The organism is Alteromonas sp. 76-1 (assembly GCF_900654235.1).
Classification (GTDB): Bacteria; Pseudomonadota; Gammaproteobacteria; order Enterobacterales; family Alteromonadaceae; genus Alteromonas; species Alteromonas naphthalenivorans.
On sequence record NZ_LR136958.1, the window covers coordinates 1,672,616 to 1,697,144 of the forward strand.

General features: G+C 43.5%; 21 protein-coding genes and 1 tRNA gene. 11 read left to right on the top strand and 11 right to left on the bottom strand.

From position 1 onward, the window contains the following. Position 1 precedes the first annotated feature (1 nt). From ALT761_RS07075 to lolB, 5 genes are all read right to left on the bottom strand, one after another. Positions 2-2,401 (bottom strand): putative bifunctional diguanylate cyclase/phosphodiesterase, encoded by a 2,400-nt coding sequence (locus ALT761_RS07075; RefSeq protein WP_129737576.1) that lies wholly within the window; start codon positions 2,399-2,401, stop codon positions 2-4. A gap of 308 nt (positions 2,402-2,709) precedes the next feature. Beyond that, positions 2,710-3,648 (bottom strand): ribose-phosphate pyrophosphokinase, encoded by a 939-nt coding sequence (locus ALT761_RS07080; protein ID WP_208806010.1) that lies wholly within the window; start codon positions 3,646-3,648, stop codon positions 2,710-2,712. Positions 3,649-3,691: 43 nt separating this feature from the next. After that, positions 3,692-3,767, bottom strand: a tRNA-Gln gene (locus tag ALT761_RS07085). A gap of 5 nt (positions 3,768-3,772) precedes the next feature. Then, positions 3,773-4,678, bottom strand: a complete 906-nt coding sequence (gene ispE / locus ALT761_RS07090; RefSeq protein ID WP_232043555.1) for a 4-(cytidine 5'-diphospho)-2-C-methyl-D-erythritol kinase — start codon at positions 4,676-4,678, stop codon at positions 3,773-3,775. Beyond that, a complete protein-coding gene (gene lolB / locus ALT761_RS07095; protein ID WP_129737580.1) occupies positions 4,678-5,298 on the bottom strand; it encodes a lipoprotein insertase outer membrane protein LolB in 621 nt (206 codons plus the stop codon). Before lolB ends, ispE begins: the two co-directional genes overlap by 1 nt. 114 nt (positions 5,299-5,412) lie before the next feature. Here lolB and hemA point away from each other — a divergent pair, with 114 nt between their 5' ends. From hemA to kdsA, 6 genes are all read left to right on the top strand, one after another. Continuing rightward, positions 5,413-6,687, top strand: a complete 1,275-nt coding sequence (gene hemA / locus ALT761_RS07100; protein WP_129737582.1) for a glutamyl-tRNA reductase — start codon at positions 5,413-5,415, stop codon at positions 6,685-6,687. A 15-nt stretch (positions 6,688-6,702) separates the two neighbouring features. After that, complete coding sequence (gene prfA / locus ALT761_RS07105; protein WP_013784686.1) at positions 6,703-7,788, top strand: peptide chain release factor 1; 1,086 nt, start codon at positions 6,703-6,705, stop codon at positions 7,786-7,788. A gap of 4 nt (positions 7,789-7,792) precedes the next feature. After that, the gene (gene prmC / locus ALT761_RS07110; protein WP_129737584.1) at positions 7,793-8,659 is read left to right on the top strand and encodes a peptide chain release factor N(5)-glutamine methyltransferase; all 867 of its coding nucleotides are present in this window, start codon (positions 7,793-7,795) and stop codon (positions 8,657-8,659) included. Between the two features lie 99 nt (positions 8,660-8,758). Beyond that, the gene (locus tag ALT761_RS07115; protein WP_129737586.1) at positions 8,759-10,333 is read left to right on the top strand and encodes a DUF3369 domain-containing protein; all 1,575 of its coding nucleotides are present in this window, start codon (positions 8,759-8,761) and stop codon (positions 10,331-10,333) included. A gap of 78 nt (positions 10,334-10,411) precedes the next feature. Then, positions 10,412-10,783, top strand: a complete 372-nt coding sequence (locus ALT761_RS07120) for a SirB2 family protein (protein WP_129737588.1) — start codon at positions 10,412-10,414, stop codon at positions 10,781-10,783. 24 nt (positions 10,784-10,807) lie between these two features. Then, positions 10,808-11,662 carry a 3-deoxy-8-phosphooctulonate synthase gene (gene kdsA, locus ALT761_RS07125; protein ID WP_013784682.1) on the top strand — a complete coding sequence of 285 codons (855 nt, stop codon included), beginning with the start codon at positions 10,808-10,810 and terminating at the stop codon, positions 11,660-11,662. 61 nt (positions 11,663-11,723) lie between these two features. On the opposite strand, the gene ALT761_RS07130 is transcribed toward kdsA, so the two are convergent. Then, positions 11,724-12,011: a hypothetical protein gene (locus tag ALT761_RS07130; protein WP_013784681.1), complete on the bottom strand. Its 288-nt coding sequence runs from the start codon at positions 12,009-12,011 to the stop codon at positions 11,724-11,726. 228 nt (positions 12,012-12,239) lie between these two features. Here ALT761_RS07130 and ALT761_RS07135 point away from each other — a divergent pair, with 228 nt between their 5' ends. The 5 genes from ALT761_RS07135 (at position 12,240) to fusA (ending at position 17,694) form a co-directional block, all read left to right on the top strand. Further along, complete coding sequence (locus tag ALT761_RS07135) at positions 12,240-13,133, top strand: transcriptional regulator GcvA (RefSeq protein WP_013784680.1); 894 nt, start codon at positions 12,240-12,242, stop codon at positions 13,131-13,133. A gap of 42 nt (positions 13,134-13,175) precedes the next feature. Beyond that, on the top strand, positions 13,176-13,832 hold the full coding sequence (locus ALT761_RS07140; RefSeq protein ID WP_129737590.1) for an alpha/beta family hydrolase: 657 nt from the start codon (positions 13,176-13,178) through the stop codon (positions 13,830-13,832). Positions 13,833-13,998: 166 nt separating this feature from the next. Next, complete coding sequence (locus ALT761_RS07145; protein ID WP_232043584.1) at positions 13,999-14,328, top strand: DUF423 domain-containing protein; 330 nt, start codon at positions 13,999-14,001, stop codon at positions 14,326-14,328. Further along, positions 14,321-15,415, top strand: coding sequence for a 23S rRNA (cytidine(2498)-2'-O)-methyltransferase RlmM (gene rlmM / locus ALT761_RS07150; protein ID WP_129737594.1), 1,095 nt, complete (start codon positions 14,321-14,323; stop codon positions 15,413-15,415). The genes ALT761_RS07145 and rlmM overlap by 8 nt, the downstream gene beginning before the upstream one ends. 194 nt (positions 15,416-15,609) lie before the next feature. Next, positions 15,610-17,694 carry an elongation factor G gene (gene fusA / locus ALT761_RS07155; protein WP_013784676.1) on the top strand — a complete coding sequence of 695 codons (2,085 nt, stop codon included), beginning with the start codon at positions 15,610-15,612 and terminating at the stop codon, positions 17,692-17,694. Between the two features lie 99 nt (positions 17,695-17,793). Here fusA and cynS read toward each other — a convergent pair whose 3' ends face one another. The 5 genes from cynS to ALT761_RS07180 all read right to left on the bottom strand — a co-directional run bounded on the left by cynS (position 17,794) and on the right by ALT761_RS07180 (position 24,526). After that, positions 17,794-18,243 carry a cyanase gene (cynS, locus tag ALT761_RS07160; protein ID WP_013784675.1) on the bottom strand — a complete coding sequence of 150 codons (450 nt, stop codon included), beginning with the start codon at positions 18,241-18,243 and terminating at the stop codon, positions 17,794-17,796. A gap of 40 nt (positions 18,244-18,283) precedes the next feature. Further along, a complete protein-coding gene (locus ALT761_RS07165; protein ID WP_129737596.1) occupies positions 18,284-20,107 on the bottom strand; it encodes a protein kinase domain-containing protein in 1,824 nt (607 codons plus the stop codon). 44 nt (positions 20,108-20,151) lie between these two features. Next, entirely contained in the window at positions 20,152-21,000 is an 849-nt protein-coding gene (locus ALT761_RS07170) for a formate/nitrite transporter family protein (protein ID WP_013784673.1), read from the bottom strand. Between the two features lie 389 nt (positions 21,001-21,389). After that, the gene (locus ALT761_RS07175) at positions 21,390-23,417 is read right to left on the bottom strand and encodes a transglutaminase family protein (protein ID WP_129737598.1); all 2,028 of its coding nucleotides are present in this window, start codon (positions 23,415-23,417) and stop codon (positions 21,390-21,392) included. Continuing rightward, the gene (locus ALT761_RS07180) at positions 23,414-24,526 is read right to left on the bottom strand and encodes a DUF58 domain-containing protein (RefSeq protein ID WP_129737600.1); all 1,113 of its coding nucleotides are present in this window, start codon (positions 24,524-24,526) and stop codon (positions 23,414-23,416) included. The genes ALT761_RS07175 and ALT761_RS07180 overlap by 4 nt, the downstream gene beginning before the upstream one ends. Between the last annotated feature and the right edge of the window lie 3 nt (positions 24,527-24,529).

The window sequence follows — 24,529 nt, forward strand, 5'->3', positions numbered from 1 at the left end:
TTTAGTTCTCTTTATTTTGAATATCAGGCCATTGGCTGATGAAATTTTCAGCGTGTTCGGCGGTCATCGGGCGACCATAGAAAAAGCCCTGGGCATTTGTAAAACCTAGCTTCTGTAGCAAAGTGGAAACTTCTTGTGTCTCTACACCTTCTGCAGTGGTTTGCAAGTGTAATGCATTAGCCAATTGTAGTATTGCTGACAAGATAGATTCCGCATTTGCACTGTTTACGTTTTGAGCGTTTTCTGACGCGGCAATAACGAAGCTTCGGTCTACCTTTAGCTTGTCAAAAGGGAAACGTTGAAGGTAAGACAGAGAAGAGTACCCTGTACCAAAATCGTCCAATGCGATCCGAACGCCTTGTTCTCTTAAGCTATTTAAAAGCATGATTGTGCTGTCGCCATCACACATTAATGATGATTCAGTTAACTCAAGTTCTAATCGAGAAGCGGGCAGACCGGTTGCTTTAAGCGCCTTGATCACCGTAGTGAGTAAATTGGTTCGCTCAATTTGAACGGGAGACACATTCACCGCAACTTGCAGTGGCGCAGGCCAGTTCATAGCATCACTACAGGCCTGTCTCAAAACCCATTCTCCTAACTGGACTATCATGCCATTTTCTTCAATCAGGTGGATAAAATCGGTAGGTGACACGACGCCTCGTTCGGGATGGTGCCAACGAACCAATGCCTCAAAACCGATTAGCGTATTATCGCTAAACCGAATTTGAGGCTGGTAGAGCACAACGAAGTCGCCGTCTGCAAAGCTTTGACGAAAATCACTTAACAGCGCTAATCTCAACATGGCATATTCATCGAGTTTAGGGTCGTAGAAGCATAGTTTGTTTTTACCGCTCGACTTGGCTGCGTATAGTGCCATGTCGCTGGCACGTTGAAGAGACACTGGGGACACACCATCCATTGGCGCGTTTGCTACCCCTATACTGGCGCCTAAATCAAAAGAGTGCTCTTGATGTAACCATGGCTCAGCCAATAACTCGTGTATTTTCTGACCGAAACGGGTTGCTTCTAGCGGCGTAAGGCTATTTTTGAAAACCCAAGCAAATTCATCGCCACCCAGTCTTGAAAGTAAAACACCCTTTGGCGTGATTTCTTTAAATCGACATGAAATCTCTTTTAATAACGCATCACCAGCTAAGTGACCTAACGTATCGTTAATCACTTTAAAATTATCAAGATCTAACGTAATTAAGGTTATATCCTTAATTATTTCAGGGGTCTTCGTTTCATCTTCAGCGTCATCGGCAAAGCATTCATGTAATGTTTTAGCGAATAAATGACGGTTAGCCAACCCAGTCAAAGAGTCGATGTTGGCTAAAAACGTCATCTCTTTTTCGCGAAGTAGCGCATCGGTCACATCAGTGCTTACACCGCGCCAGCCTGATAAGTTACCAGTACTATTAATAAGAGGTTGGGCAGTCAGCGACCACCATTTAGTATCGCCATTGACTTCAATAGGAATATTATTTTGTGTAAAGGGCTCATTCTGTTGAAAGTTGGTCGCTAATTCTTGCATCACATGCTGGTTTGCCGCAGATGCACTGTCTGAAAGTAAATTTAAAAAATGGCTACCAGAGAGTTGTTGTACAGGCTTCCCTAAAACATGTTGCATACGCAACGAGACATGCTTCAAGCATCCGTGACTATCAATTTCCCATAGCCAATCACTGGCGTTTTCTTCAAAATCTTTCAACAACAAGCCTACCACTTGGCGTTGATGTTCAATGGCGGTTTCTGCCATTAACCCGCGAATAAAACGTTTCGATGTAACCAGCACCACACAGCTTAGATATATCCAATAAATCAATAACAAGGCAGATATAAATAAATACTCGCCAAAGTAACTTATGTGGATACCTACTGATACCCCCAAGGTTAAGAACAAAACCCAAAATAACGCGGCTGCGGGTAACGACGCAAACTGCCAAGCACCAGTTGCAATAAATGCTGCAATAATAGCGACCAAGATAATCTTACCTTGGGTATCCAAAACACCAAGTAAAACGGTGGTCATTTGCGCATATAAAACAGCCGCCGATCCCAACATGAGTGCCAAGATAAATTGAACCCGCTTAGAGCCGGTATTTTCAATTTTTCGTTTAACCAATAAGTACCACGCAATCACATCACCAGCTGCGATAATAAGTAATGACAACGACCATGCAATCAGGAAATCATTATTAATAAGGCCATTGGCAAAAACGGAGCACAAGATAACAATGAGAACAGTTGCACTGCTAGCAAGAGGAAGTTGTCTAGATAAAGAGTCAATTTGCCGGGCGCGATAGTAGTTAGCCAGCTCAGGCGTAGCATCGGGGTCAGTCCAAAATCGACTTAACCAAAACCAAAGTGCCGCTAATGAGCGTGTCTTTCTTGCATCCACTAACCGCTCCTTTTTTATTCTTTGTATATTGATGTCGCTGATAAGAAAACTTACGCGCAATAACTTGCACTAAACCGTTAAATGGTTGTTCAGTTATCGACCGATAGTTTAAGAGCTTTAAGGATAGTAAAAGCGTGGCTATATTTTGAAAATTTTTAACCGTTTTAGATGTAGGAAGTAAAGAGTAAACATGTGGGTAATAAAAAAGGGCCTGTAGGCCCTTTTTCGAGAAGTGAAGTTCGAATGGTTATCGCGTTATATGCTCGCAGCGACTATTCGAGTTGAGTACTCACGTCTAGTGCTAGAAACTAGTACTCAAACATCGCTGAAATAGACTCTTCGTTGCTAATACGACGAATCGTTTCAGCGAGCATTTCAGACAATGTTAATTGTTTCACTTTTCCAATCTTCTGCATATCTGCACTAAGCGGAATAGAATCGGTAATGATAATTTCATCGATAACAGATTCTTTTAGGTTCTGTGCTGCGTTACCAGAAAAAATCGCATGGGTGGCGTAAGCATAAACATTACGTGCACCATGGCTTTTCAATGCTTCAGCCGCTTTAGCCAACGTACCACCAGTATCAATCATGTCATCCACAATAATACAGTCACGGTCGTTAACATCACCAATGATGTTCATTACCTGAGCAACGTTCGCTTTAGGGCGGCGTTTGTCGATAATGGCAAGATCAGCATCGTTAAGTAGCTTAGCGGTAGCACGAGCTCGAACAACACCACCAATATCTGGCGATACTACAACCGGATCGGCGAAGTCACGTTGAACCATATCGGCCAACAGAATAGGCGTTCCGAATGCATTATCTACAGGTACATCGAAGAAACCTTGAATCTGCTCGGCGTGCAAGTCGATAGTAAGTACTCTATCTACACCAACGTTAGAAAGAAAGTCTGCGACAACCTTTGCAGTAATTGGCACCCGGGCTGAACGAACGCGACGGTCTTGACGCGCATAACCAAAGTATGGAATTACCGCAGTAATACGACCTGCTGATGCGCGGCGCAAAGCGTCGATCATCACGATCAATTCCATTAGGTTGTCATTTGTGGGTGCACAGGTTGATTGGATAATAAAAACGTCCGAACCACGGACGTTTTCATGAATTTCTACGCTAATTTCACCATCACTGAAACGGCCTACTTTGGCGTTTCCGAGTTTGGTATAAAGGCGATCGGCGACTTTCTGGGCAAGTTCTGGTACGGCATTACCTGCAAAGAGCTTCATATCTGGCACAAGTGGGTTCCTCAGTGCGTTGATAAAAGAGGTTTGGCTGGGGTAGCAGGACTCGAACCTACGAATGGCGGGATCAAAACCCGCTGCCTTACCAACTTGGCTATACCCCAATTTTTTATTTCTTGTCCGATGTGGCGTACACGTGCTCTGATTTTTTTAATTTTTGTAATAGCGGTGAGCGATTCACACCTTTTGCAACAAAACTTTGCCAAGCAGCAGGCAATTTAGCCTGAACTTGTTTAGCAGAAACGTCGTCAGAAAAGATGGCAAATACGCAGGCACCTGTGCCCGTCATTCGCGACGGTGCGTAGTGTACCAACCACTGTAATAAATTTGCAACTTCGGGATAGCGATTAACGACTAATTGCTGACAATCATTGCGAGTTTTTTCAAATTGGTAGTCTTCCCACTGCATAATTGGTGTATTTCTGGTCAATTGTTCAGCTGTAAATACCTCGGCAGTACTAATATGCACATTGGGGTTCGCCACCAAAAACCATTTTTCTTCTTGCGGGGCAGGGGTGATTTCTTCACCTACCCCTGATGCGAAAGCAGTAAGCCCGCGTACAAAAATGGGTACATCTGCACCTAACTTAAGCCCTAGCTCAGCAAGTTCATCTTCTGATAGTTTAACGCCCCATAACTTATTCAGTGCGACTAGGGTGGTGGCTGCATTTGATGAACCGCCGCCAATACCGCCGCCCATGGGCAAACATTTTTCTAAACTAATGCGAACACCTTTATTAATGTGAGCATGTTCAGCAAGCAGTTTGGCGGCACGAACAATAAGGTTATCTTCATCTTTTACCCCTTTTAGCGGGGTCGCCATAGAAATTACACCCGAATTATTAATATCAAAAGCAAGCTTGTCGCCGTAATCAAGCATTTGAAATAAGCTTTGCAATTGGTGATAGCCATTTGGATATCGACCATTAATATGCAGAAAAAGATTAAGTTTGGCAGGAGAAGGCCACCAATCTAGGCCTATCTCTTGTAAGTTCGTTACTTCAGAATTTGTCATTAAAGCAGCGTCCATTCGTATATTTTTATTTTTAATTGGGTTGATGGCGGGTTGGGTTGAACCAAATTAATAGCGTGGGGCAGCCACACATTATTGCCTTCGGGGGTAGTCACATTGCCATAGTTAGCATAACTGACTTGCCACCCCTTACATGCACTACAGTTGCTTTCAAGGGTATTGAGTAGTCCCTTTTCGGTAAGGGTAAACGTGTCATTAGCAAGAGGAAGCCCTTTAATCCACGAAAGCAAGGGTTCGACGGGAATATCCATGCCCGTTGTATGATAAATTAACGGTTCGGGATCGGCGTCTTCATATACCTCGTTACCCGCTTCTAAAATGGCTTTATCGCCGTTCACATTCAAATCAACCATGGTTACACCAAGTAAATTGGTTAATCGGAAATGAAAATCGACATCATCGGTTTTCCACAAAAGGTTAGCGCTAGCCCCTTCTTTTCCCTGTCTAAAGGCTATTTTTCCGCGCAATTGCCACGCATCTACTTGTGCCACCTTTTTAAGCTGGGCACTAAGGTTTACGGCGTCTTCAGGACCATCAGGTAGTGTGGTACAAGCGCTAATAAATAGGGTAACCAGTACAAGTATAAAAACGAAGCGAATCATTGGGTGTCGTCTTAGGTAAAGTGCATACTTTATGTGAACACAGTTCTACCAACACTTTCAATCATTTTGGGTTTTTCGTACAATGCGCGTCCGACGTTGCCAGCACAGATTTGAATGACTCTACTCGCCCTTGGTATTAATCACAAAACCGCCCCTGTCGCATTGCGTGAAAAAGTGGCTTTTACACCAGATTCTCTGGTGGAAGCACTTGCGTCATTAAGAAAGGTGGATGGCGTAGATGAGTCGGTGATTGTATCAACGTGCAATCGCACAGAGCTTTACGTGAACACCCAGCATGAAAGTGCTACTGCCTTATTAGAGTGGTTATCAAACTTCCACCATGTTGAAGTTGATGAAATTGCCAACAACAGTTATGTGCTTGCCGCAGATGATGCGGTTAAACATATTATGCGAGTGGCAAGTGGGTTAGATTCGCTCATTCTTGGCGAGCCTCAAATACTGGGGCAGGTAAAGCAAGCCTTTGGCGATGCCAAACACTCAGGTATGATTAATACCGAGTTTGATAAACTATTTCAGCATACCTTTTCTGTGGCTAAGCGGGTACGCAGCGAAACTGAAATTGGCGCGAATGCCGTCAGCGTAGCTTATGCTGCAGTGCAATTAGCAAAGCATATATTTGCTGAGCTACCCAAGCGCTCGGTGCTACTGGTGGGTGCGGGTGAAACTATTGAGTTAGTGGCACAGCACTTAAAAGAGCAAGGTGTGACTTGCTTAGCTGTTGCAAACCGAACTATTTCTCGTGCAGAAGCCTTGGCTGAATCATTGGATGCCAGTGTGTATACCCTTTCACAGGTACCGGAACATCTAAAAGATTTCGATATAGTGATCAGCTCTACCGCCAGTCAGCTACCCTTAATAGGCAAGGGCATGGTAGAAAAGGCGTTGAAACAACGCAGAAATATGCCCATGTTTTTAGTGGATTTAGCGGTACCACGTGACATTGAAGCTCAAGTGAACGAATTGGGTGATGCTTATTTATACACCGTAGATGATTTGCAGCACATCGTTCAAAAGAATTTACAAAATCGTGAGCAAGCAGCACTTGAGGCTGAAAAGCTAATTGAAAAGCAAGCTGGCGATTACATGAGCTGGAAGCAGTCTCAACAATCTATCGATTTAGTTAGGCAGTATCGTCAAAAGGGCATGGAACAGCGCGACGACGTGGTAGAAAAAGCATTGGCGCAGTTAACCGAAGGCAAAGACGCCGAAACGGTACTTAGTGAAATGGCCTACAAGCTAACCAATACATTGCTGCACCCCACAACCCTGGCACTTAGAGAAGCTGCCATGCATGATGACCCGGCGTTGAGTCGGTGGTTGGGGCAAGCATTATCGTTATCTGACACTACGTCAGATATCAAAAAATAAGGTAAACATAAAAATATGAAAGACTCGGTTGTCAGAAAACTCGAAAACTTGGTGGAACGCTTTGAAGAAGTGCAGGCTTTATTAGGCGACCCACAAGTAATCGGCAATCAAGATAAGTTTCGTAATTTGTCAAAAGAGTTTAGCCAGCTAGAAAGCGTAGTTGGGGGCTTTAATGCTTATCAACAAGCGCAAGAAAATCTTGATTCAGCGAATGAAATGTTGAAAGAAGATGACGCAGAAATGCGTGAAATGGCGCAAGAAGAATTAAAAATTGCTAAAGCTGATATTGAACGCCTAGAAACTGAGCTTCAGGTTTTATTGTTACCTAAAGATCCTAACGATGACAGCAACTGCTTCTTAGAAGTACGTGCTGGTGCTGGTGGTGACGAAGCCGCAATATTTGCAGGCGATTTATTCCGTATGTACAGCCGTTATGCTGAAACCAAAGGTTGGCGCGTAGAATTAATTAACGCCAATGAGGGTGAGCACGGCGGTTATAAAGAAGTTGTCGCGAATATTAGTGGTGACGGCGTTTACGGTATTTTGAAATTTGAATCTGGCGGTCACCGTGTTCAGCGTGTACCCGATACAGAATCACAAGGTCGTATTCATACGTCTGCCTGTACCGTGGCTGTATTACCTGAAATTCCTGAATCAGAAGCTATAGATATTAACCCAGCGGATCTTCGCATCGATACTTTTAGAGCATCGGGTGCAGGTGGTCAGCACGTTAACAAAACCGACTCCGCTATTCGTATTACTCACTTGCCGTCAGGGTTAGTGGTTGAATGTCAGGACGAGCGTTCGCAACATAAAAACCGTGCGAAAGCCATGTCGGTTTTGCAAGCGCGTTTGAATAACATTGAAGAAGAAAAGCGTGCGGCAGAAGAAGCCTCTACGCGTAAGAGTCTAGTCGGAAGTGGTGATCGTTCAGAGCGCATCCGTACCTATAACTTCCCGCAAGGCCGCGTAACTGATCACCGCATCAACTTAACGATATACCGTTTAGATGAAGTAATAGAAGGTGACTTGAAGCAGCTTCTCGACCCTATTATGCAAGAACATCAAGCTGACCTGTTAGCCTCGTTGTCAGACGACTAATACCATGCGTATAGACGCCGCATTAGCGTGGGCGGTAGCCGAGTTACATGAAGGCGAATCGCCAGCTGTTGATGCAAAAGTATTGTTAAGCCATGTATTAGATAAACCTCAGGTTTATCTTTTTACATGGCCGGACAAAACCTTAAGCGTCGACGCTATTTCTCAATACAAAAATCTGGTGGCCAAACGCGCCCAAGGTATTCCTGTGGCGTACCTAACGGGTAGCCGAGACTTTTGGACCTTACGTTTAGCAACCTCGCCCCATACCCTTATTCCTCGCCCCGATACCGAAGTACTAGTAGAGCAAACTCTTTCTTGTATAGCGTCAGCAGAATTTGCCCTTGAGGTAGAAGATAATAAGCTAGCCATTTGTGATTTAGGTACAGGTACAGGGGCAATTGCCCTCGCGCTGGCCTCTGAATTGCCCACTGCAAATATTACAGGTGTAGATTTACTGCATGAAGCTGTTCAACTCGCCACTAGCAATGCGGCGCTTAATAGCATTACTAATGCGCAATTTAAGCAAAGTAGTTGGTTTGACAATTTAGCGAATGAAAAATTTCACGTTATCGTTTCCAACCCGCCCTATATAGAAATATCCAGCCCTTTTCTTCAGCAAGGTGATGTGCGCTTTGAGCCTGCATCAGCGCTTACATCAGGCGCCGATGGGCTTGATGATATAAAACACATTATCGCACTTGCACCCGCCCATTTATTAGAAGGTGGCTTACTGGCTTTTGAGCATGGTTTTGATCAAGCAAAAGCGGTTGGCGATCTGTTAAACGCCCACGGCTTTGTGAACGTGTGCACCGAAAAAGACTATGGTGGGAATGACCGAGTCACATACGGTTATCTACCTACCACAAGATAAGCATTTGATACTGCTATTTTGTTACTGTTATATAGGGACTTGCTAAAAATACGTATTGCATTAGTATTTTAAAAGTATTTTGGGAGCAGGAAGTTACAGATGAACGACGATTTACTTTTCATCGACGATGATGAAGAAGATGTTGTAGAAGACCTGGGCACATGGAAAATTCTTATTGTTGATGATGAGCCCGAGGTTCATGCCATCACAAAATTGGCGCTCAACGACTTTTTCTTAAATGGTAAAACCCTTGAATTTATCAGTGCTTATAGCGGTGATGAAGCAAAACGTTGTTTCAGAGAGCATGATGACATTGCAGTGGTTTTACTTGATGTTGTTATGGAAAGTGACGATGCGGGCTTACTGGTTGCTGAATATGTTCGCAACGAACTCGATAACCATTTTACGCGTATTATCCTTCGAACTGGACAGCCAGGACAAGCGCCTGAAAAAGATGTCATTATCAATTACGACATCAATGACTATAAATCGAAAACAGAACTAACCGCACAAAAGCTATTCACAGTTATTATTGCCGCGCTGCGTTCTTATCGCGATATTATTGTGATTGAAGAGAGCCGTGCAGGCTTAGAAAAAATTATTGATGCGTCTGTGGATTTGTTTTCATCCAGTTCGCTCGAAAAATTTATGCAAGGCATTATTCAGCAACTGGCTTCTATTTTAGGGTGTTCGAAAGATGCTGCCTACATCACCACGGCGGTAGCGGCCACACCCGATGCATCACCTAATCCTACAAATGCACTCGATCTTAATGAGTTGTACGTTTTTGCTGGCAACGGTGAATATTCAGATAAAGAAGGTGTGCTATTAAAAGATGCAGTGTCACCTGAAGAATATGAACTGTGCAAGCGCGCCATGCGCGACCGCGAAATTGTGTATGCGGAAGACCACGTAGTGGCGTATTGCAACAGTAAAACGCAAAACGGCGCTTTATTGTATTTATCAGGTTTACCTCGCCGGATTGGCGAAAATGACAAGCATTTGGTTAGGCGTTTTTCAAACAGTGTTCAACTAGCGTTTGATAATGTGCTCAAAACCATTGACGTAGAAAGTACGCAACGGGAAATTATTGAGCGCTTAGGTAAAGCGATGGAACATGACGGGCAGGGCAGCAACCATATTGCGCGAATGAGTGCGATGGCAGAGGTTATGGGTTGTGGCATAGGCATGAATGAAAATGATGTGCGATTACTCAAGCATGCTATATCTCTTCATGACGTAGGCAATTCTCGTGTACCTGTCACTATTTTACGTAAAACTGAGCCTTTGACAGAAGATGATGTTTTTGCCATTCGTCAGCATGCCGAATTTGGTTACCAGATTTTAAAAGACTCTTCTAGACCCACAATTCAGCTAGCCGCCACATTAGCACGACAACACCATGAGCGATGGGATGGCAAAGGCTATCCTGAAGGGCTTCAAGGGCAAGACATCTTACAGCAAAGTCGCATAGCAACGTTGCTAGATGTGTTTGATGCGTTAATCAATCCCCGTCCTTATAAAACCGCATGGCCATTAGACAAGGTTGAAAAGGTTATCAATGAAGAAAGAGGGCGGCATTTCGACCCTCAATTGGTTGATTACTTGTTGAACCATATTGAAAAATTCATGGCCATTCAGCATCAGCACCCTGATATTCCTGAGTATGTTTAACTTAGTCGAATGCCCATAAATAACGTACAATAACGAATAATTACATAATCAAAACTTAAGAACGATAGGAATTATTGTATGTATATGATGGCGAAACATCTGCACTTAACCGCAGTAGGATTAAGTATTTTACTGTTTATTTTTCGCTTTATCTGGTCACAATTCGACGCCACAATTTTAACCAAAAAGTGGGTTAAAATTGTGCCTCATGTTATTGATACGCTGTTACTAGCCAGTGCTATTTGGCTTTGCGTTATTTTGTCTCAATATCCCATTGTAAATGCATGGCTCACATTTAAGTTAGCTGGCGTTATCGCTTATATCGTGCTTGGGTTATTTGCCCTTAAAAAAGCAAAAACCACCGTGGGCCGCTGGGCCTTTTTCATTGCCGCGCTCCTGGTACTGATGACAACTGCAATGGTGGCAGTTACCAAACAACCCTTATTCTAGAAATTAACGGATAACGAATTAATTATGTCTGAATCTCAACAGATCATTCGTGTTGGCGATGTAGAAGTTGCTAATCACTTACCTTTCGTGCTTTTTGGCGGAATGAATGTATTAGAGTCTCGCGATCTTGCCATGCGCATTGCTGAGCATTATGTTGAAGTTACCCAAAAATTGGGTATTCCTTATGTTTTTAAAGCTTCATTTGATAAAGCAAACCGCTCATCGGTAACGTCTTATCGTGGTCCAGGTATGGAAGAGGGCTTGCGTATATTCGAAGAAATTAAATCTACTTTCAATGTGCCATTAATTACCGATGTTCATGAGCCTCACCAAGCCGCACCCGTTGCTGAAGTGGTAGATGTTATTCAACTCCCCGCGTTTTTAGCCCGTCAAACTGATTTGGTGGTTGCTATGGCTAAAACCGGTAGCGTAATTAATGTGAAGAAACCGCAATTTCTAGCGCCTCATGAAATGCGTCATATCATTACTAAATTAGGTGAAGCGGGTAACGATAAAGTCATTTTATGTGAACGTGGTAGTAGCTTTGGCTATAACAACCTTGTGGTTGATATGCTGGGCATGGATGCAATGAAATCCTACGCACCGGTAATCTTTGATGCTACCCATGCGCTGCAAATGCCAGGAGGCAGAGCAACATCAGCCGATGGTCGTCGTGCTCAAGCGGCACAATTAGCACGAAGCGGAATGGCGTTGGGCCTTGCTGGGTTGTTTATTGAAGCACATCCTAATCCGGATGAAGCAAAATGTGATGGTCCATGTGCGTTACCATTGGCAAAACTTGAGCCGTATTTAGCGCAAATGAAAGCGTTAGATGAATTGGTGAAAGGATTTGAGCCGTTAGATACCAGTAATACCTAGGCAAGTCTGATGGCGAATGCCGGTGCGTTGCACCGGCATGCGTATCAGGTGTGGGCGTGTATTATTCGCTTTCAGCAACTAATACAGTAGATTCTTTATTTTTTTCTTTCGCCATGGCAAGTAAGTTTTTATGTAACGCAATTTGCGTCTCTTCTGCCAGCAATGCAGCTGACTGCTTTTTAACAACAATGTGAGCGTCGTTTTCAGGCAATACGTCTGCCATGTTTACGCTGGTCATCGCAGTAGCGATTAATGATTGAAGATTGATCTTTTCTGGTTGTACGTTAGCATTCGCAGCAGCGCTTGCAAAAGCCATTACAGATACACTAGCTAGTAGTAGTTTTTTCATTTTCACACCTAATAAAAATAATTTAAAAATATGTTTCCACTTGTTAAATTGTTTAACAAGTAGGCTTTGTAAAGAGTTGATATTCGTAGCTCTTTCCAAAGTTCGCGCAAATAATAGCCAAAACTCGTGCAAAAATAAAACGAGTAAAAGTATGGGTTATCATTAGTAAAACTAATGCGATTACTGCTACTATAGTATGAGTAGATCACACAGGATTTATTTCTTAACATGCATCGACGTCTTCCCCCTCTAAATGCGCTAAAAGCCTTTGAAGCGGCTGCCCGGCATTTGAGTTTCACTAAAGCGGCGGATGAGCTTTTTGTTACGCAAGCCGCGGTCAGTCATCAAATTAAAGCGCTTGAAGAATTCTTATCGATGAAGTTATTCATTCGTCGTAACAGAACCTTGTTATTAACCGAGGAAGGCCAGGCTTACTTCCTTGAATTAAAAGATATCTTTAAAAACCTGCAAGAAGCGACGGAAAGACTACTCGCAAGAGGCAGTAAGGGCGCAATAACTGTTGCCATGCCGCCGAGCTTTGCCAGCCAGTGGTTAGTGCCACGAATTAGTCAATTTAGTGTGGCGCAACCGGACATAGACGTAAGAATAAAAGCGGTAGACTTCGATGAAGGCTTTTTAGACGATGACGTAGATGTTGCTATTTACTATGGCAAAGGCCGCTGGAGTGGGTTGCAAGCAGACAAACTGCACCGTGAATTCCTAACACCATTATGTTCCCCTATGCTTTTCAATGGCCCTAAGCCGTTATCGAGTTTGGCAGATTTACGTCATCACGTGCTGCTTCACGACTTAAGCCGCGCGGCGTGGAAAAATTGGCTTAAACATGTGGGTGTGTCGGGCGTGAATGTAAACCAAGGACCGGTTTTTAGTCATTCTATGTTGGTACTGCAAGCTGCCGCGTTGGGGCAGGGGATTGCGTTAGGTAATACCGTACTTGCCCGTCCAGAATTAGATGCAGGGCGATTAATTATGCCTTTTGAAGAGAAAGTAGAAAGTCGTGATGCCTTTTATTTGGTGTGCGAAGAATCCCAAGCTGAGCTTGGTAAAATTGCCGCTTTCAGAGAGTGGATCTTAGGCTTGGTTGAAGAAGAGCAAGAGTGATGAATTTTACATATAGAAATAATTCAGATAATGAGTCAGTCGATGTTTGATATTGAAATTCATTCGGTAAATACGGATGGAAAGACTAACGCACCTTTAGCACGCCTTATTCTTGCGCACGGCGCGGGTGCAGGTAAGCACCACGATTTTATGCAGGCAATGGCTTCTCAGTTAACTGGCCATAATATTGAAGTGGTATTATTTAACTTTCCCTATATGCAAACCATGATGGAAACGGGAAAGCGTAGGCCGCCAGATAAAGCCGAAAAATTACTCTCACACTTTGCGTCGCTTATCGACGAGGTGGCTAAAACCCAAACTAGCGTACCGACGTTTATTGGCGGTAAATCTATGGGAGGGCGCATGGCGACCATGGTACTTGATGAAGCTGAATCGATAATAGGCGCCATAGCATTTGGTTATCCTTTTCACCCTCCAGGTAAGCCAGATAAACTCAGAACCGCCCATTTAAAAACGCTCAAAAAGCCACTGCTTATACTGCAAGGCGAGCGTGATACCTTCGGGACGAAGGATGAGGTAAGTGCCTATGCGTTATCGAGTACTATTGCGGTTTCTTACCTAACAGACGGCGATCACAGTTTTAAACCCAGAAAGCAAAGTGGCTTTACGTTAGAGACCCATATAGAATGCGCGGCTAAATCGACAGCTGATTTTATAAAAGCACGCGTAAATAAATAATGAACCACCATTTAACCTTTGGTTTAACTTACACTCAATGTCATGGGCAGGTGCTTTGAATAAGGCAACAAATAACACAGGGTCTGTTAATCAGAGCCTAAGTAATAAGCAAGGCCTAAACAAACTCTGGCTGTGTGCTGGCATTCTTTTGGCGGCTACTGCAGTTATGCTGGGCGCTTTTGGCGCGCATGGTCTAAAAGCAATATTAGCACCATCGGCACTGACTACATTTGAAATTGGTGTTCGCTACCAGATGTATCATGGTTTAGCCATTGTGGCGCTGCCCGCATTGTCGGCATACGGTTCGCCTAAATGGCTTAACGCGGTAGCTGCACTTTTTGTGGTTGGCTGTGCACTGTTCAGTGGCAGTTTATATTTATTAGCAGTCACCGGTAACGGGTTATTTGGCCCCATTACGCCTTTGGGCGGCCTTTGCTTTATTATCGGTTGGATAGCATTGGCTGTAGCTGTATTCAAAGGAAAAACTAATGACTAGCATTTTGGCCTATTGTCGCCCTGGCTATGAAAACGACACCGCCAATGAACTGGCTACTCGGTACGGCGAAAAAGAATACTTTGGCTATCCGGTATCAAAATCGAATACGGGCTTTGTACATTATAATTTGTACGATAATACGAGCCTAGGTAATGCATTGGCATTGTTCGCGGTAAGCGAGTCTATATTTCCCCGCCAATTAATAGGTGTGTTCGCTACGCTTAATAATATTGAAAAAGACGATAGAGTAGGACAAGTACTCGACGCGCTAGAAGACGTGTCGCTCGAAGCGCTTACTGGTGCTCATGGTGTATTCGGTGCCATCGATGTTGAATACCCAGATACGGAAGACGGTAAAACCCTTGCGAAATTTTGTAGGAAGTTTACCGTTCCTCTTCGTCAGGCATTAAGAAAGAAGGGCTGGTTATCACCAAAGGAAAACGAGGTTAAGCCTAAACTGCATGTTTTCTTCGAGTCTTTTGAAACCTGTTATATAGGCTATAGTCTTTCTGGATATCGCTCTAATGACCATTTAGGCATTTGCCGATTAAAATTTCCGTCCGATTCACCAAGCCGCTCAACCCTTAAGTTGGAAGATGCCTTGGTGAACATGTTAAGTGCTAACGAGCAACGTGAAGTACTTCGCGCTGGCGGCAGAGCAGTAGACTTGGGTGCATGCCCTGGTGGATGGACTTATCAACTAGTTAAACGCGAAATGTACGTTGAAGCGATTGATAATGGGGCTATTGCTGACAGCTTAATGAGCACAGGGCTTGTTGAACACCATGCTGCAGACGGGTTTACTTACAGACCACAATTTGGTCGTGTAGATTTACTAGTGTGTGATATGATAGAGCAACCCGATCGGGTAGCAAAGCTGATGGGTGACTGGTTGGTAAAACATTGGGCCACTCATGCAGTGTTTAATTTAAAGCTACCCATGAAACGACGATATGAAACCGTAATAGAGGCCATGTCGACGTTAATGACCAGATTGAATGCGTTAGACGATGCATTCACTGTCAAGGTAAGACATCTCTATCATGACAGAGATGAAGTTACAGTAACGATTGTACGCACTTCGTGAAACGAGGTGTGTTTTTGTTATTTTTAAAAAAATATCTAATATTCTTATATTATTGATATTTAAATAAAAAATTAATGGTGGCTCGGTTTTTCACAAACGTTTTCAGAGTTTGTGCTAAATAAAGGTGTATCTCTTGTACAGAAATCCTTTATAATCCGGCCGTTTTTTTACTCTGAATCAATGAAAGTGAACTAATGTCAGACTTATCCCTTTACAGAAACATTGGTATTTTCGCCCACGTAGACGCGGGTAAAACTACCACTACAGAACGTATTTTGAAGCTTACTGGTAAAATCCATAAAACCGGTGAAGTACACGACGGTGAGTCAACTACTGACTTCATGGAACAGGAAGCTGAGCGTGGTATTACTATCCAGTCGGCAGCAGTAAGCTGTTTCTGGAAAGATCACCGCTTCAACGTTATCGATACTCCAGGACACGTTGACTTCACAGTTGAAGTTTACCGTTCACTAAAAGTATTAGACGGCGGTATCGGTGTATTCTGTGGTTCTGGTGGTGTTGAACCGCAATCAGAAACTAACTGGCGTTATGCTAACGAATCAGAAGTTGCACGTATTATATTCGTAAACAAATTAGACCGTATGGGTGCTGATTTTTACCGTGTAACTGAGCAAGTACGTAAAGTACTTGGTGCTGTACCACTAGTTATGACGTTACCAATTGGTATCGAAGATGACTTCGTAGGTGTAGTAGACGTATTGACTAAACAAGCATACGTTTGGGATGACACTGGTCTTCCTGAAAACTACGAAATTAAAGACGTTCCTGCAGACATGGTAGACAAAGTTGATGAATACCATGAAATGCTTATCGAAACTGCTGTAGAGCAAGACGATGACCTAATGGAAGCGTACATGGAAGGTGAAACTCCTTCGGTTGAAGACATCAAGCGTTGTATCCGTAAAGGTACGCGTGACCTTGCTTTCTTCCCTACGTTCTGTGGTTCTGCATTCAAAAACAAAGGTGTTCAATTAGTACTTGACGCTGTTGTTGACTACTTACCATCTCCTACAGAAGTTGATCCTCAGCCTCTTATGGATGAAGAAGGTAACGAAAATGGCGAACATGCAATCGTATCTGCTGATGAAACGTTTAAAGCGTTAGCATTTAAGATCATGGATGACCGTTTTGGTGCACTAACATTCGTACGTATCTACTCTGGTAAATTGAACAAGGGTGACACCATCCTTAATTCATTCACTGGTAAAACTGAGCGTGTTGGCCGTATGGTTGAGATGCAAGCTGACGAACGTATTGAGTTATCTAGCGCACAAGCGGGTGACATCATTGCTATCGTAGGCATGAAGAACGTACAAACTGGTCACACACTTTGTGATCCGAAAGATCCAGTAACACTTGAGCCAATGGTTTTCCCAACTCCAGTAATCTCGATTGCTGTTCAGCCTAAAGATAAAGGCGGAAACGAGAAAATGGGTATCGCTATCGGTAAAATGATTGCAGAAGATCCTTCGTTCCAAGTTGAAACTGATGAAGATTCAGGCGAAACCATCCTTAAAGGTATGGGTGAGCTTCACTTAGACATCAAAGTAGACATTCTTAAGCGTACTTACGGTGTAGACCTTATTGTTGGTCAACCTCAAGTTGCTTACCGTGAAACTATCACTCAAGAAATTGAAGATAGCTACACGCATAAGAAGCAATCTGGTGGTTCTGGTCAGTTCGGTAAAATCGACTACCGCATCAAGCCTGGCGAAGCGGGTTCTGGCTTTACGTTCACATCATCTGTTGTTGGTGGTAACGTACCGAAAGAATTCTGGCCTGCTGTTGAGAAAGGCTTTAAGTCAATGATGGGCGAAGGTGTTCTAGCTGGCTTCCCAGTACTAGACGTTGAAGTTGAACTTTATGACGGTGGTTTCCACGCAGTAGATTCATCTGCAATCGCGTTCGAAATCGCTGCTAAAGGCGCTTTCCGCCAATCTATTCCTAAAGCGGGTGCACAACTTCTTGAGCCAATCATGAAAGTTGACGTATTTACGCCAGAAGATCACGTTGGTGACGTAATCGGTGACCTTAACCGTCGTCGTGGTATGCTAAGCGACCAAGAAGCTGGTTTAACTGGCGTTCGCATTAAGGCAGACGTTCCGTTATCAGAAATGTTCGGTTACATCGGTTCACTACGTACAATGACATCTGGTCGTGGTCAGTTCTCTATGGAGTTCTCACACTACGCAGCTTGTCCACAAAACGTAGCTGACAAAGTAATGGAAGAAGCTAAAGCACGTAAAGCAGCTAAGTAATTAGCTACTAACTAGGTAAGCATTCATGCTTACCTTAGTGTTAAGCATATAAAAGCCCGTCTGGTATACCAGACGGGCTTTTTTGTTGCTAAATGCTAATTAATACATCTTGTACGGTAAGAACTTTCCAGACATCACCACACTTACGCGGTCACCTTTAGGATCGTTCTCGCGCTGTAAATCCATTGAGAAATCGATAGCGCTCATAATGCCGTCACCAAATTCCTCGTGAATAAGTTCTTTTAAGGTTGTGCCGTAAACACTGACTAATTCGTACCAGCGATAGATAAGCGGGTCGGTAGGCACTTCGGTCGGCAACGAACCTTTATAAGGCGCAATTTGTAACCAAGCAATCGCTTCATCACTCAGTTCTAGCATTTCGCCCACAGCCGTCGCTTGTTCCTTAGTCATCGCCATTTGCCCTAAACACGCGGCGGTACTCCATTCTTTTGATTGTCCTACCGCTTGGGCAATCTCACTCCATTTAATGCCTTTAGAAATTTTTGAAGACTGGATCATGTCGGTAACTTGAGTTCGATTGGTAATCATTGCATTTCCTTTTTTGAGTGATACGGGTTATTGATAAAAGTTAGTTGTTGCCATAAAGCAGTATGAAGGTAATTACATTACTAATAACTAACAGCAGGGTCAGTCCCTGCCAGAATTTAAGTGGGTGGCGTTGTATTAATGGCGCGGTCACGCGGTTAAGAAAAGCGGGGCTAGGGTGTCGAAGGTGATAGGTAAACTCAGATAAGCTGGCAAAACGCTTTTCAGGGTTAGCCTGCAACGCCCGTTTCAACGTTGCGTCTATCCATGCTGGAATAGGTCGTCTATCATCAAGGACCGATTGGTATTTAAGTTTGTGCTGCGCCGCCACGGTGCGGGTTTTGGCTACCTGTGTTCCATAAGGAAAACGATTGCTGAGTAAGTAGTAGGTGAGTACGGCAAGAGAGTAAAGGTCGGATTGATCACAGCCACTATCGCCTAAGAAGTATTCTGGGGCAACATAAGCTGCGGTGCCCATAATATCACTCTCGTGTTCAAATAATGCGTCACTAATGCCAGCAACACGGGCCGAACCTAAGTCTATTATTTTGCAGTTGCCAGAGGATTCAATCATGATATTTTCAGGGCGAATGTCTTGATGGAGAAGCCCTTCTCGGTGCATGGCCATTAAGCCTTGTGCTACCTGCTCAATAATACTTCGCACTTTTTCAACATCTGGCTTAGGGTTATCGGTTAGCCACTGGGTTAAGTTCTGCCCCTCAATATATTCGCTAATGGTATACATACATGAAGGCGGCTGAATACGAGTAGGTACGTTAATTACATGGTTAGATTTAATTCGTCGTGCTAGCCATTCTTCTAACGCAAAGTGCTCAAGGTAATGGCTGTCGTTTGCCAGTTCAGTAGAGGGTATTTTAATAACGATATGTGCTTTGGTACTTTCATCCCAAGCTAAGAAAACATGGCTTCTAGCCGATTGGTATAGCTGTCGCTCAATGCGGTAACCGTCTATTGTCTCCCCTACATTCAATTGCTTAATAATGGGAAGTGATGTTTCATCAACAGTATATTCCGGCGTTAAAAACTTGCCATCGCCCACGCTCTCTACCGTTATAAATTGGCAAGAAACGTTGTCATCACTGTCGTTTTCTAACGCAAGATCTACAAGGCGTTGCGCGAGGGGCTTGGCGCTCTTTTTTGCAATAGAAGCTTTTGGAATAGAAGTGTTTTGACTAGAAGTGCTATGAGTAGAAGCGTCATCCTCAGAGGCATAAATCGGCGATATAAGTGAGGCAAGCGTGGGGGATGAAACATATTCATAAACGCCATCTGTCATTAGAACAAGGGTATCGCCTGCTTTTAGCGGGACCGCGAGGTAATCAATGTCGACATTCGCATGCACACCCAGTGCATTAGCGAGATAAGACTCATGCTGTGAGTGGTTTACTCGATGAGATTGGGTAAGGACCTGTACCCTATCGTCCGAATACAAGCAGACTCTAGCATCACCCACATGGAATATATGTGCCGTATCGCCTTTAACGATAACCGCAGAAAAAGTGCATACATAGCCCTTATCAGGGGTATAGCAGAAAGGGCTTTGCTGGGTTTTGGTATATAAAGTGGCATTAATACTTTGTATAACGGTTTTAGCGCTTTGCACCACTCCCCAGGTTTCAGGGGTACAAAAGTATTGTTTTATGAAATCTTTAATTGCTAAATCACTGGCTATTTGGCTAACCGTGCTGCTACTTATGCCATCGGCAAGTGCAAAGGCGGCGCCTTTTAATGATAAAGCTGGGTTGTTACTAGCTGGAATAAACGCATCGCAAGCGTCTTGATTTATAGGCTTAACGCCGGCGCTACTGCATTCGCTATAGTGAAGTGATAAGGATTGAATCTGCATATTAAAAAAGCCCGATACAGAGGAAACGTACCGGGCTTGCTAACTTATACTGTAGCGGCTTTTGCTGGCGCTTTTTCAGCAACAGCAATTTTACGCTTAGGTGCAGTTTTAACGTGTGTGCTGTAAATCGTTAAACCTGTAAACGCTAAACCACCAACAAGGTTACCTAGCGCTGTTGGAATTTCATTCCACACGAAGTAATCCATGATAGAGAACTCACCACCCATGATAAGACCAAATGGGAATAAGAACATGTTCACAACAGAGTGTTCAAAACCCATGAAAAAGAACAGCATGATAGGCATCCACATGGCCAATACTTTACCGCTCACATGAGTAGAGATCATCGCGCCAACTACGCCAAGTGATACCATCCAGTTACACAACATGCCGCGAATAAAAATAGTAAACCAACCTGCAGTACCATGTTCTGCGTAACCTAATGTTCTCGCTTCTCCGATACTAGCTACTTTAGCAGCAATAGCGCCACCATCTACGTTGTAACCCATGGTGAAAATAAAAGACATCATAAAGGCAACAGTAAGTGCGCCACCAAAGTTACCTAAAAATACTAAGCCCCAGTTACGTAAAATTTGTTTAGGGGTAACACCCGGTCGCTTAGCAAGCCAAGCAAGTGGGGTTAATACAAATACACCCGTTAATAGGTCGAAGCCCATTAAATACAGCATACAAAAACCCACCGGGAACAAAACGGCTCCCAGTAAGAAGATGCCGGTTTGCACCGCAATCGTAATAGCAAATACAGCCGCTAACGCTAATATTGCGCCAGCCATAAATGCGCGGATCAGCGTATCTCGTGTAGACATGTAAATTTTAGATTCACCGGCATCTACCATTTTCGTAGCAAACTCGGCGGGAAGTAAATAAGCCATAATTAATCACCCTGATTTGTAATTTATTTAAAATAACGAGCCACATCACTGCTTTCATCGATAGAACAAACGAACAAAAAAAAACGTCCACACCATTCCCTGTTTCCAAAGAAGGTTGTGGACGTCTTTATCCAATTCGATAGATTGTGTTAGCCAGTTTACAAACCGACTCGTACTGTTAAAAGATTAGCGAAAATAGTGCCAAAAAAGCATTTTAATGATAACTCCAATTAAATCATTGGGTTATTATTATTTAGTTACGCTAATAAATGATTAAAGTAATCAGCTTCAAACCACAATGGTGCAAATGAAGTGCTAGGGTGCACCGAATTGGTGGTTAATAAACCAATATTCCACCTCAGACTTTTTATTGTTGACTGACTCTAGCGTTATTTGGCTTTGGTTTGCTTTAAGTCTTTTTTTAACGCGGCAAGTGTATCTTTCATTGCTCGTTCTTTTTGCCTTCGGCTATCGCGACTTTCATCTGTGGCACTTTGATATAGTGCATGTTCAAAATCTTGGGTGAGCGAGTTAAATAGCGAGGCCGCCTTTGTTGGTAAAAAAGGTTTCACTTGTTTGAAGTATGCGGTGCTGCCTTTGTTCTCTCGCGCTACCTTAGTAAAATTCGACACCAACTCAACAGCGTTTAAATAAATGTGTTGATGTGTAGGCACGGTCGACTTCTTTCTAAGAGGAAAGAACAGCACAAGCAGAAAAATACTGACTATCACCAGAAGACTCAAAAAGAAGAACGTCATTTTCTGAGAGGTTAAATCGCCAAGAAGCTTTTTTAGCAAATCCGTTTGAGTTTGGTTATCAAAACCCAGAACTAATCTACTCCACTGATAATCAAGTTGGCGAAACCATCCTCTTATAGATAAAAACAGTTCAGCTGAATTTAAATTTTTAAACATGCCTTCACTGCGAGTTTCATTAAAATCGGCTAACGCTTGTTCTAATCCAAAGGTAATGCGTGATGGTGCCACCATACTAGTAGGATCGTACGACACCCATACGCCGTCTATTAATGCTTCTACCCAAGCGTGGGCATCGTACTGGCGAACTTGTATTACGTTGTCACTTAATAATTCGCCACCTTGATAGCCTGTCACCATACGAGCAGGAATGCCTGCAACCCGAAGGGCAAACACCATGGCGCTGGCATAGTGAGCACAAAATCCCGCCTTTGCTTCAAACATAAAAGTGTCGATGGGCGAGTTCGGCATAGCGTCAGGTTGTAAGGTGTAACTAAATCCGCTGGTTTTAAAGTGGCGTAGAATATCATTGGCAATACTTCCCTCACTTCGCGCATTTGCTTTTAGCTGCTTTACCCACGCTTGAGTTCGTACGTTGCTGTCCGTTGGGTATTGAATATTAAGTTGATAATCAAAATCATATATCTCACTAACAAGTGGCGTTTCTGGATAATAAGTTAAATAGAACGCTCGTTTGCCAACAATTGGACGCGCCGCTCGCAATGCATAATTGAACTGACGCCGCATCTCAGGATTGTCTAAATTTGTGTTTTCAGCCGATACATCAAGAGAATACAGCCAGCGTTGATTGCTGGGCTCTACAATCAATTGATAGTTTTCTGAGGGGGGAAGTGATGCATCAGTTGAAGGCGTCGCAACACGTCGGCCCATGGTTTTAAGCTGTGCTTCAGCTTGCTTTCGTCGTGGGCTAATTGTCCACGTTTTACCGTCAAAGGCTTCCATCGTCATGGCGCGCCAATACCGCTGTTCGGCCAATGGTGGGCGTTGCTCAAAGGTAGCGGTGAACGCTAAATCAGATGACCTCGCCAGCGAGGCAATATCCCCTGGCGTGACCGAATCTGATAACCCTGTTTCATTAGACTTAGACGTAGGCATTTGCCAAAGAGGAGGAAACTGCGGCACCACTACAAATAACAGTGCAGCCAAGGGAAATGCTTGCAGCAGTATTATCGACGATTTACGCATCGACACCCTAAAGCTTCTCGTGGGGGCGTATACCAATGACAATGCGGTGAACAAAAGAACGATAACCGCGACATAGCCTATCCATGCTTCAATACCTAAAGCAAAAATAAAACCACAGCCGACAAGAAATATGCACGAGCAGAATAGCTGTAAAAAATCTTTCGTTTTTGAAAGCAGCATAAGCTTCAGTGAGCAGGCAATCACTAAAAGGTTAATCATGCTGTTAAGCAAACCAATAGAAAGACCGAACCAGCCTAGGGCTATTAAGGATAGTACGGCTAACAAATTTACGGTACGGCTACTTGGGTTATATTCTTGCCACCTAAAATACAACGCGCTTTGCATAATAACCGCGCATATGGCAAGTAATATCACCCAAGTTAGCAATGGGGTAAGCAGGCTAAGGGTTAGTACCATAAAGCAGGTGGATAGCAGCATATTAGCTTTATGGTTCATTTACTCCGCCCTTGGAAATCACTGTTGTCTGCAGCTTGGGCGGCAAGAGAGGCGGCAAGAGTACCTGCCGGAGAGATAGATGCATGACTCGAAGACTTAGCCGAACTAGGATCAAAAGGTGCGTTGGGGTAGGTCGCCAGTGCGCTCAGACATTGATGCATGTGTGAAATAGAATTATTGGGGGTAAAGGTTGCACTACCTAGTTTTAAACCGTAGTTCAGACCTTGCGATTGCATCGACACTATTTTTTGAGTCAATGCACTTAATCCTTCTTCTAGCGGGGTGTTAGTCGGCAAACTTAAAAATACGTCATCACTTTTTTGTTCGCTAAACTGCTTTACCACCCAATTTCCTGTTTTAGCGACTTGCTTCCACGCTACGCGGTTTAACGGTTCGCCTTCAATGAAATCGGTGAGGGCAAAAAAGTCTTCATTACCTTGTCGGTCATCTTCTTTACCACCGACGGCATCTTCCGTGTTGTGAACAACTTCGTATACCGGTCCAGCTTTAGGTTCTGGATACACGATGATTTTCACGTCGAAATCTAAGTGAGCCCAACAATGATACAAACCGAAAGGGTAGGCGCTTTTAAAGGTAATTCGAGGGAGTCTGTGCTCACCTCTAGTGTGAAGTAATAAAGGAACAGTCAGTCGCTGTTCTCGATTGCCAATATCAAAAGTGATAGTGCTCGTATCTTTTCTCTTCGGCAGCTGACGCTTATTTATCTCAAGCCAATGCGCCTGCAATAAGCCTTCCGGTGTAGTTTTATAGCCTGAGTGCTGCATCCGATTGAGGGTAAGGTGTGCTGACGTATTAGCAAATACGGTTTTTGGAGAGGATGCGCTAAGGGCAATAGCCGCAAAATTTTGATAGCTGTAAAACAAAGTAAGTAACATTACGCTAAGTAACAAATAGCTTAATAACAGCATAAGGTTGTTTTGATAGTTAGTGCCTAACAGAAACAAGCACATACACATCACGATAAATCCCCAGCCAAAACGGCTCGGCAAAATAAACACCGACCGCATATTCAGAGCATGTGAAGAATGTGGCGGAATACGTTTGTCTAGCCAAGCAAGCCAATGCTTATGTAATACCTTTTTAAACATGGA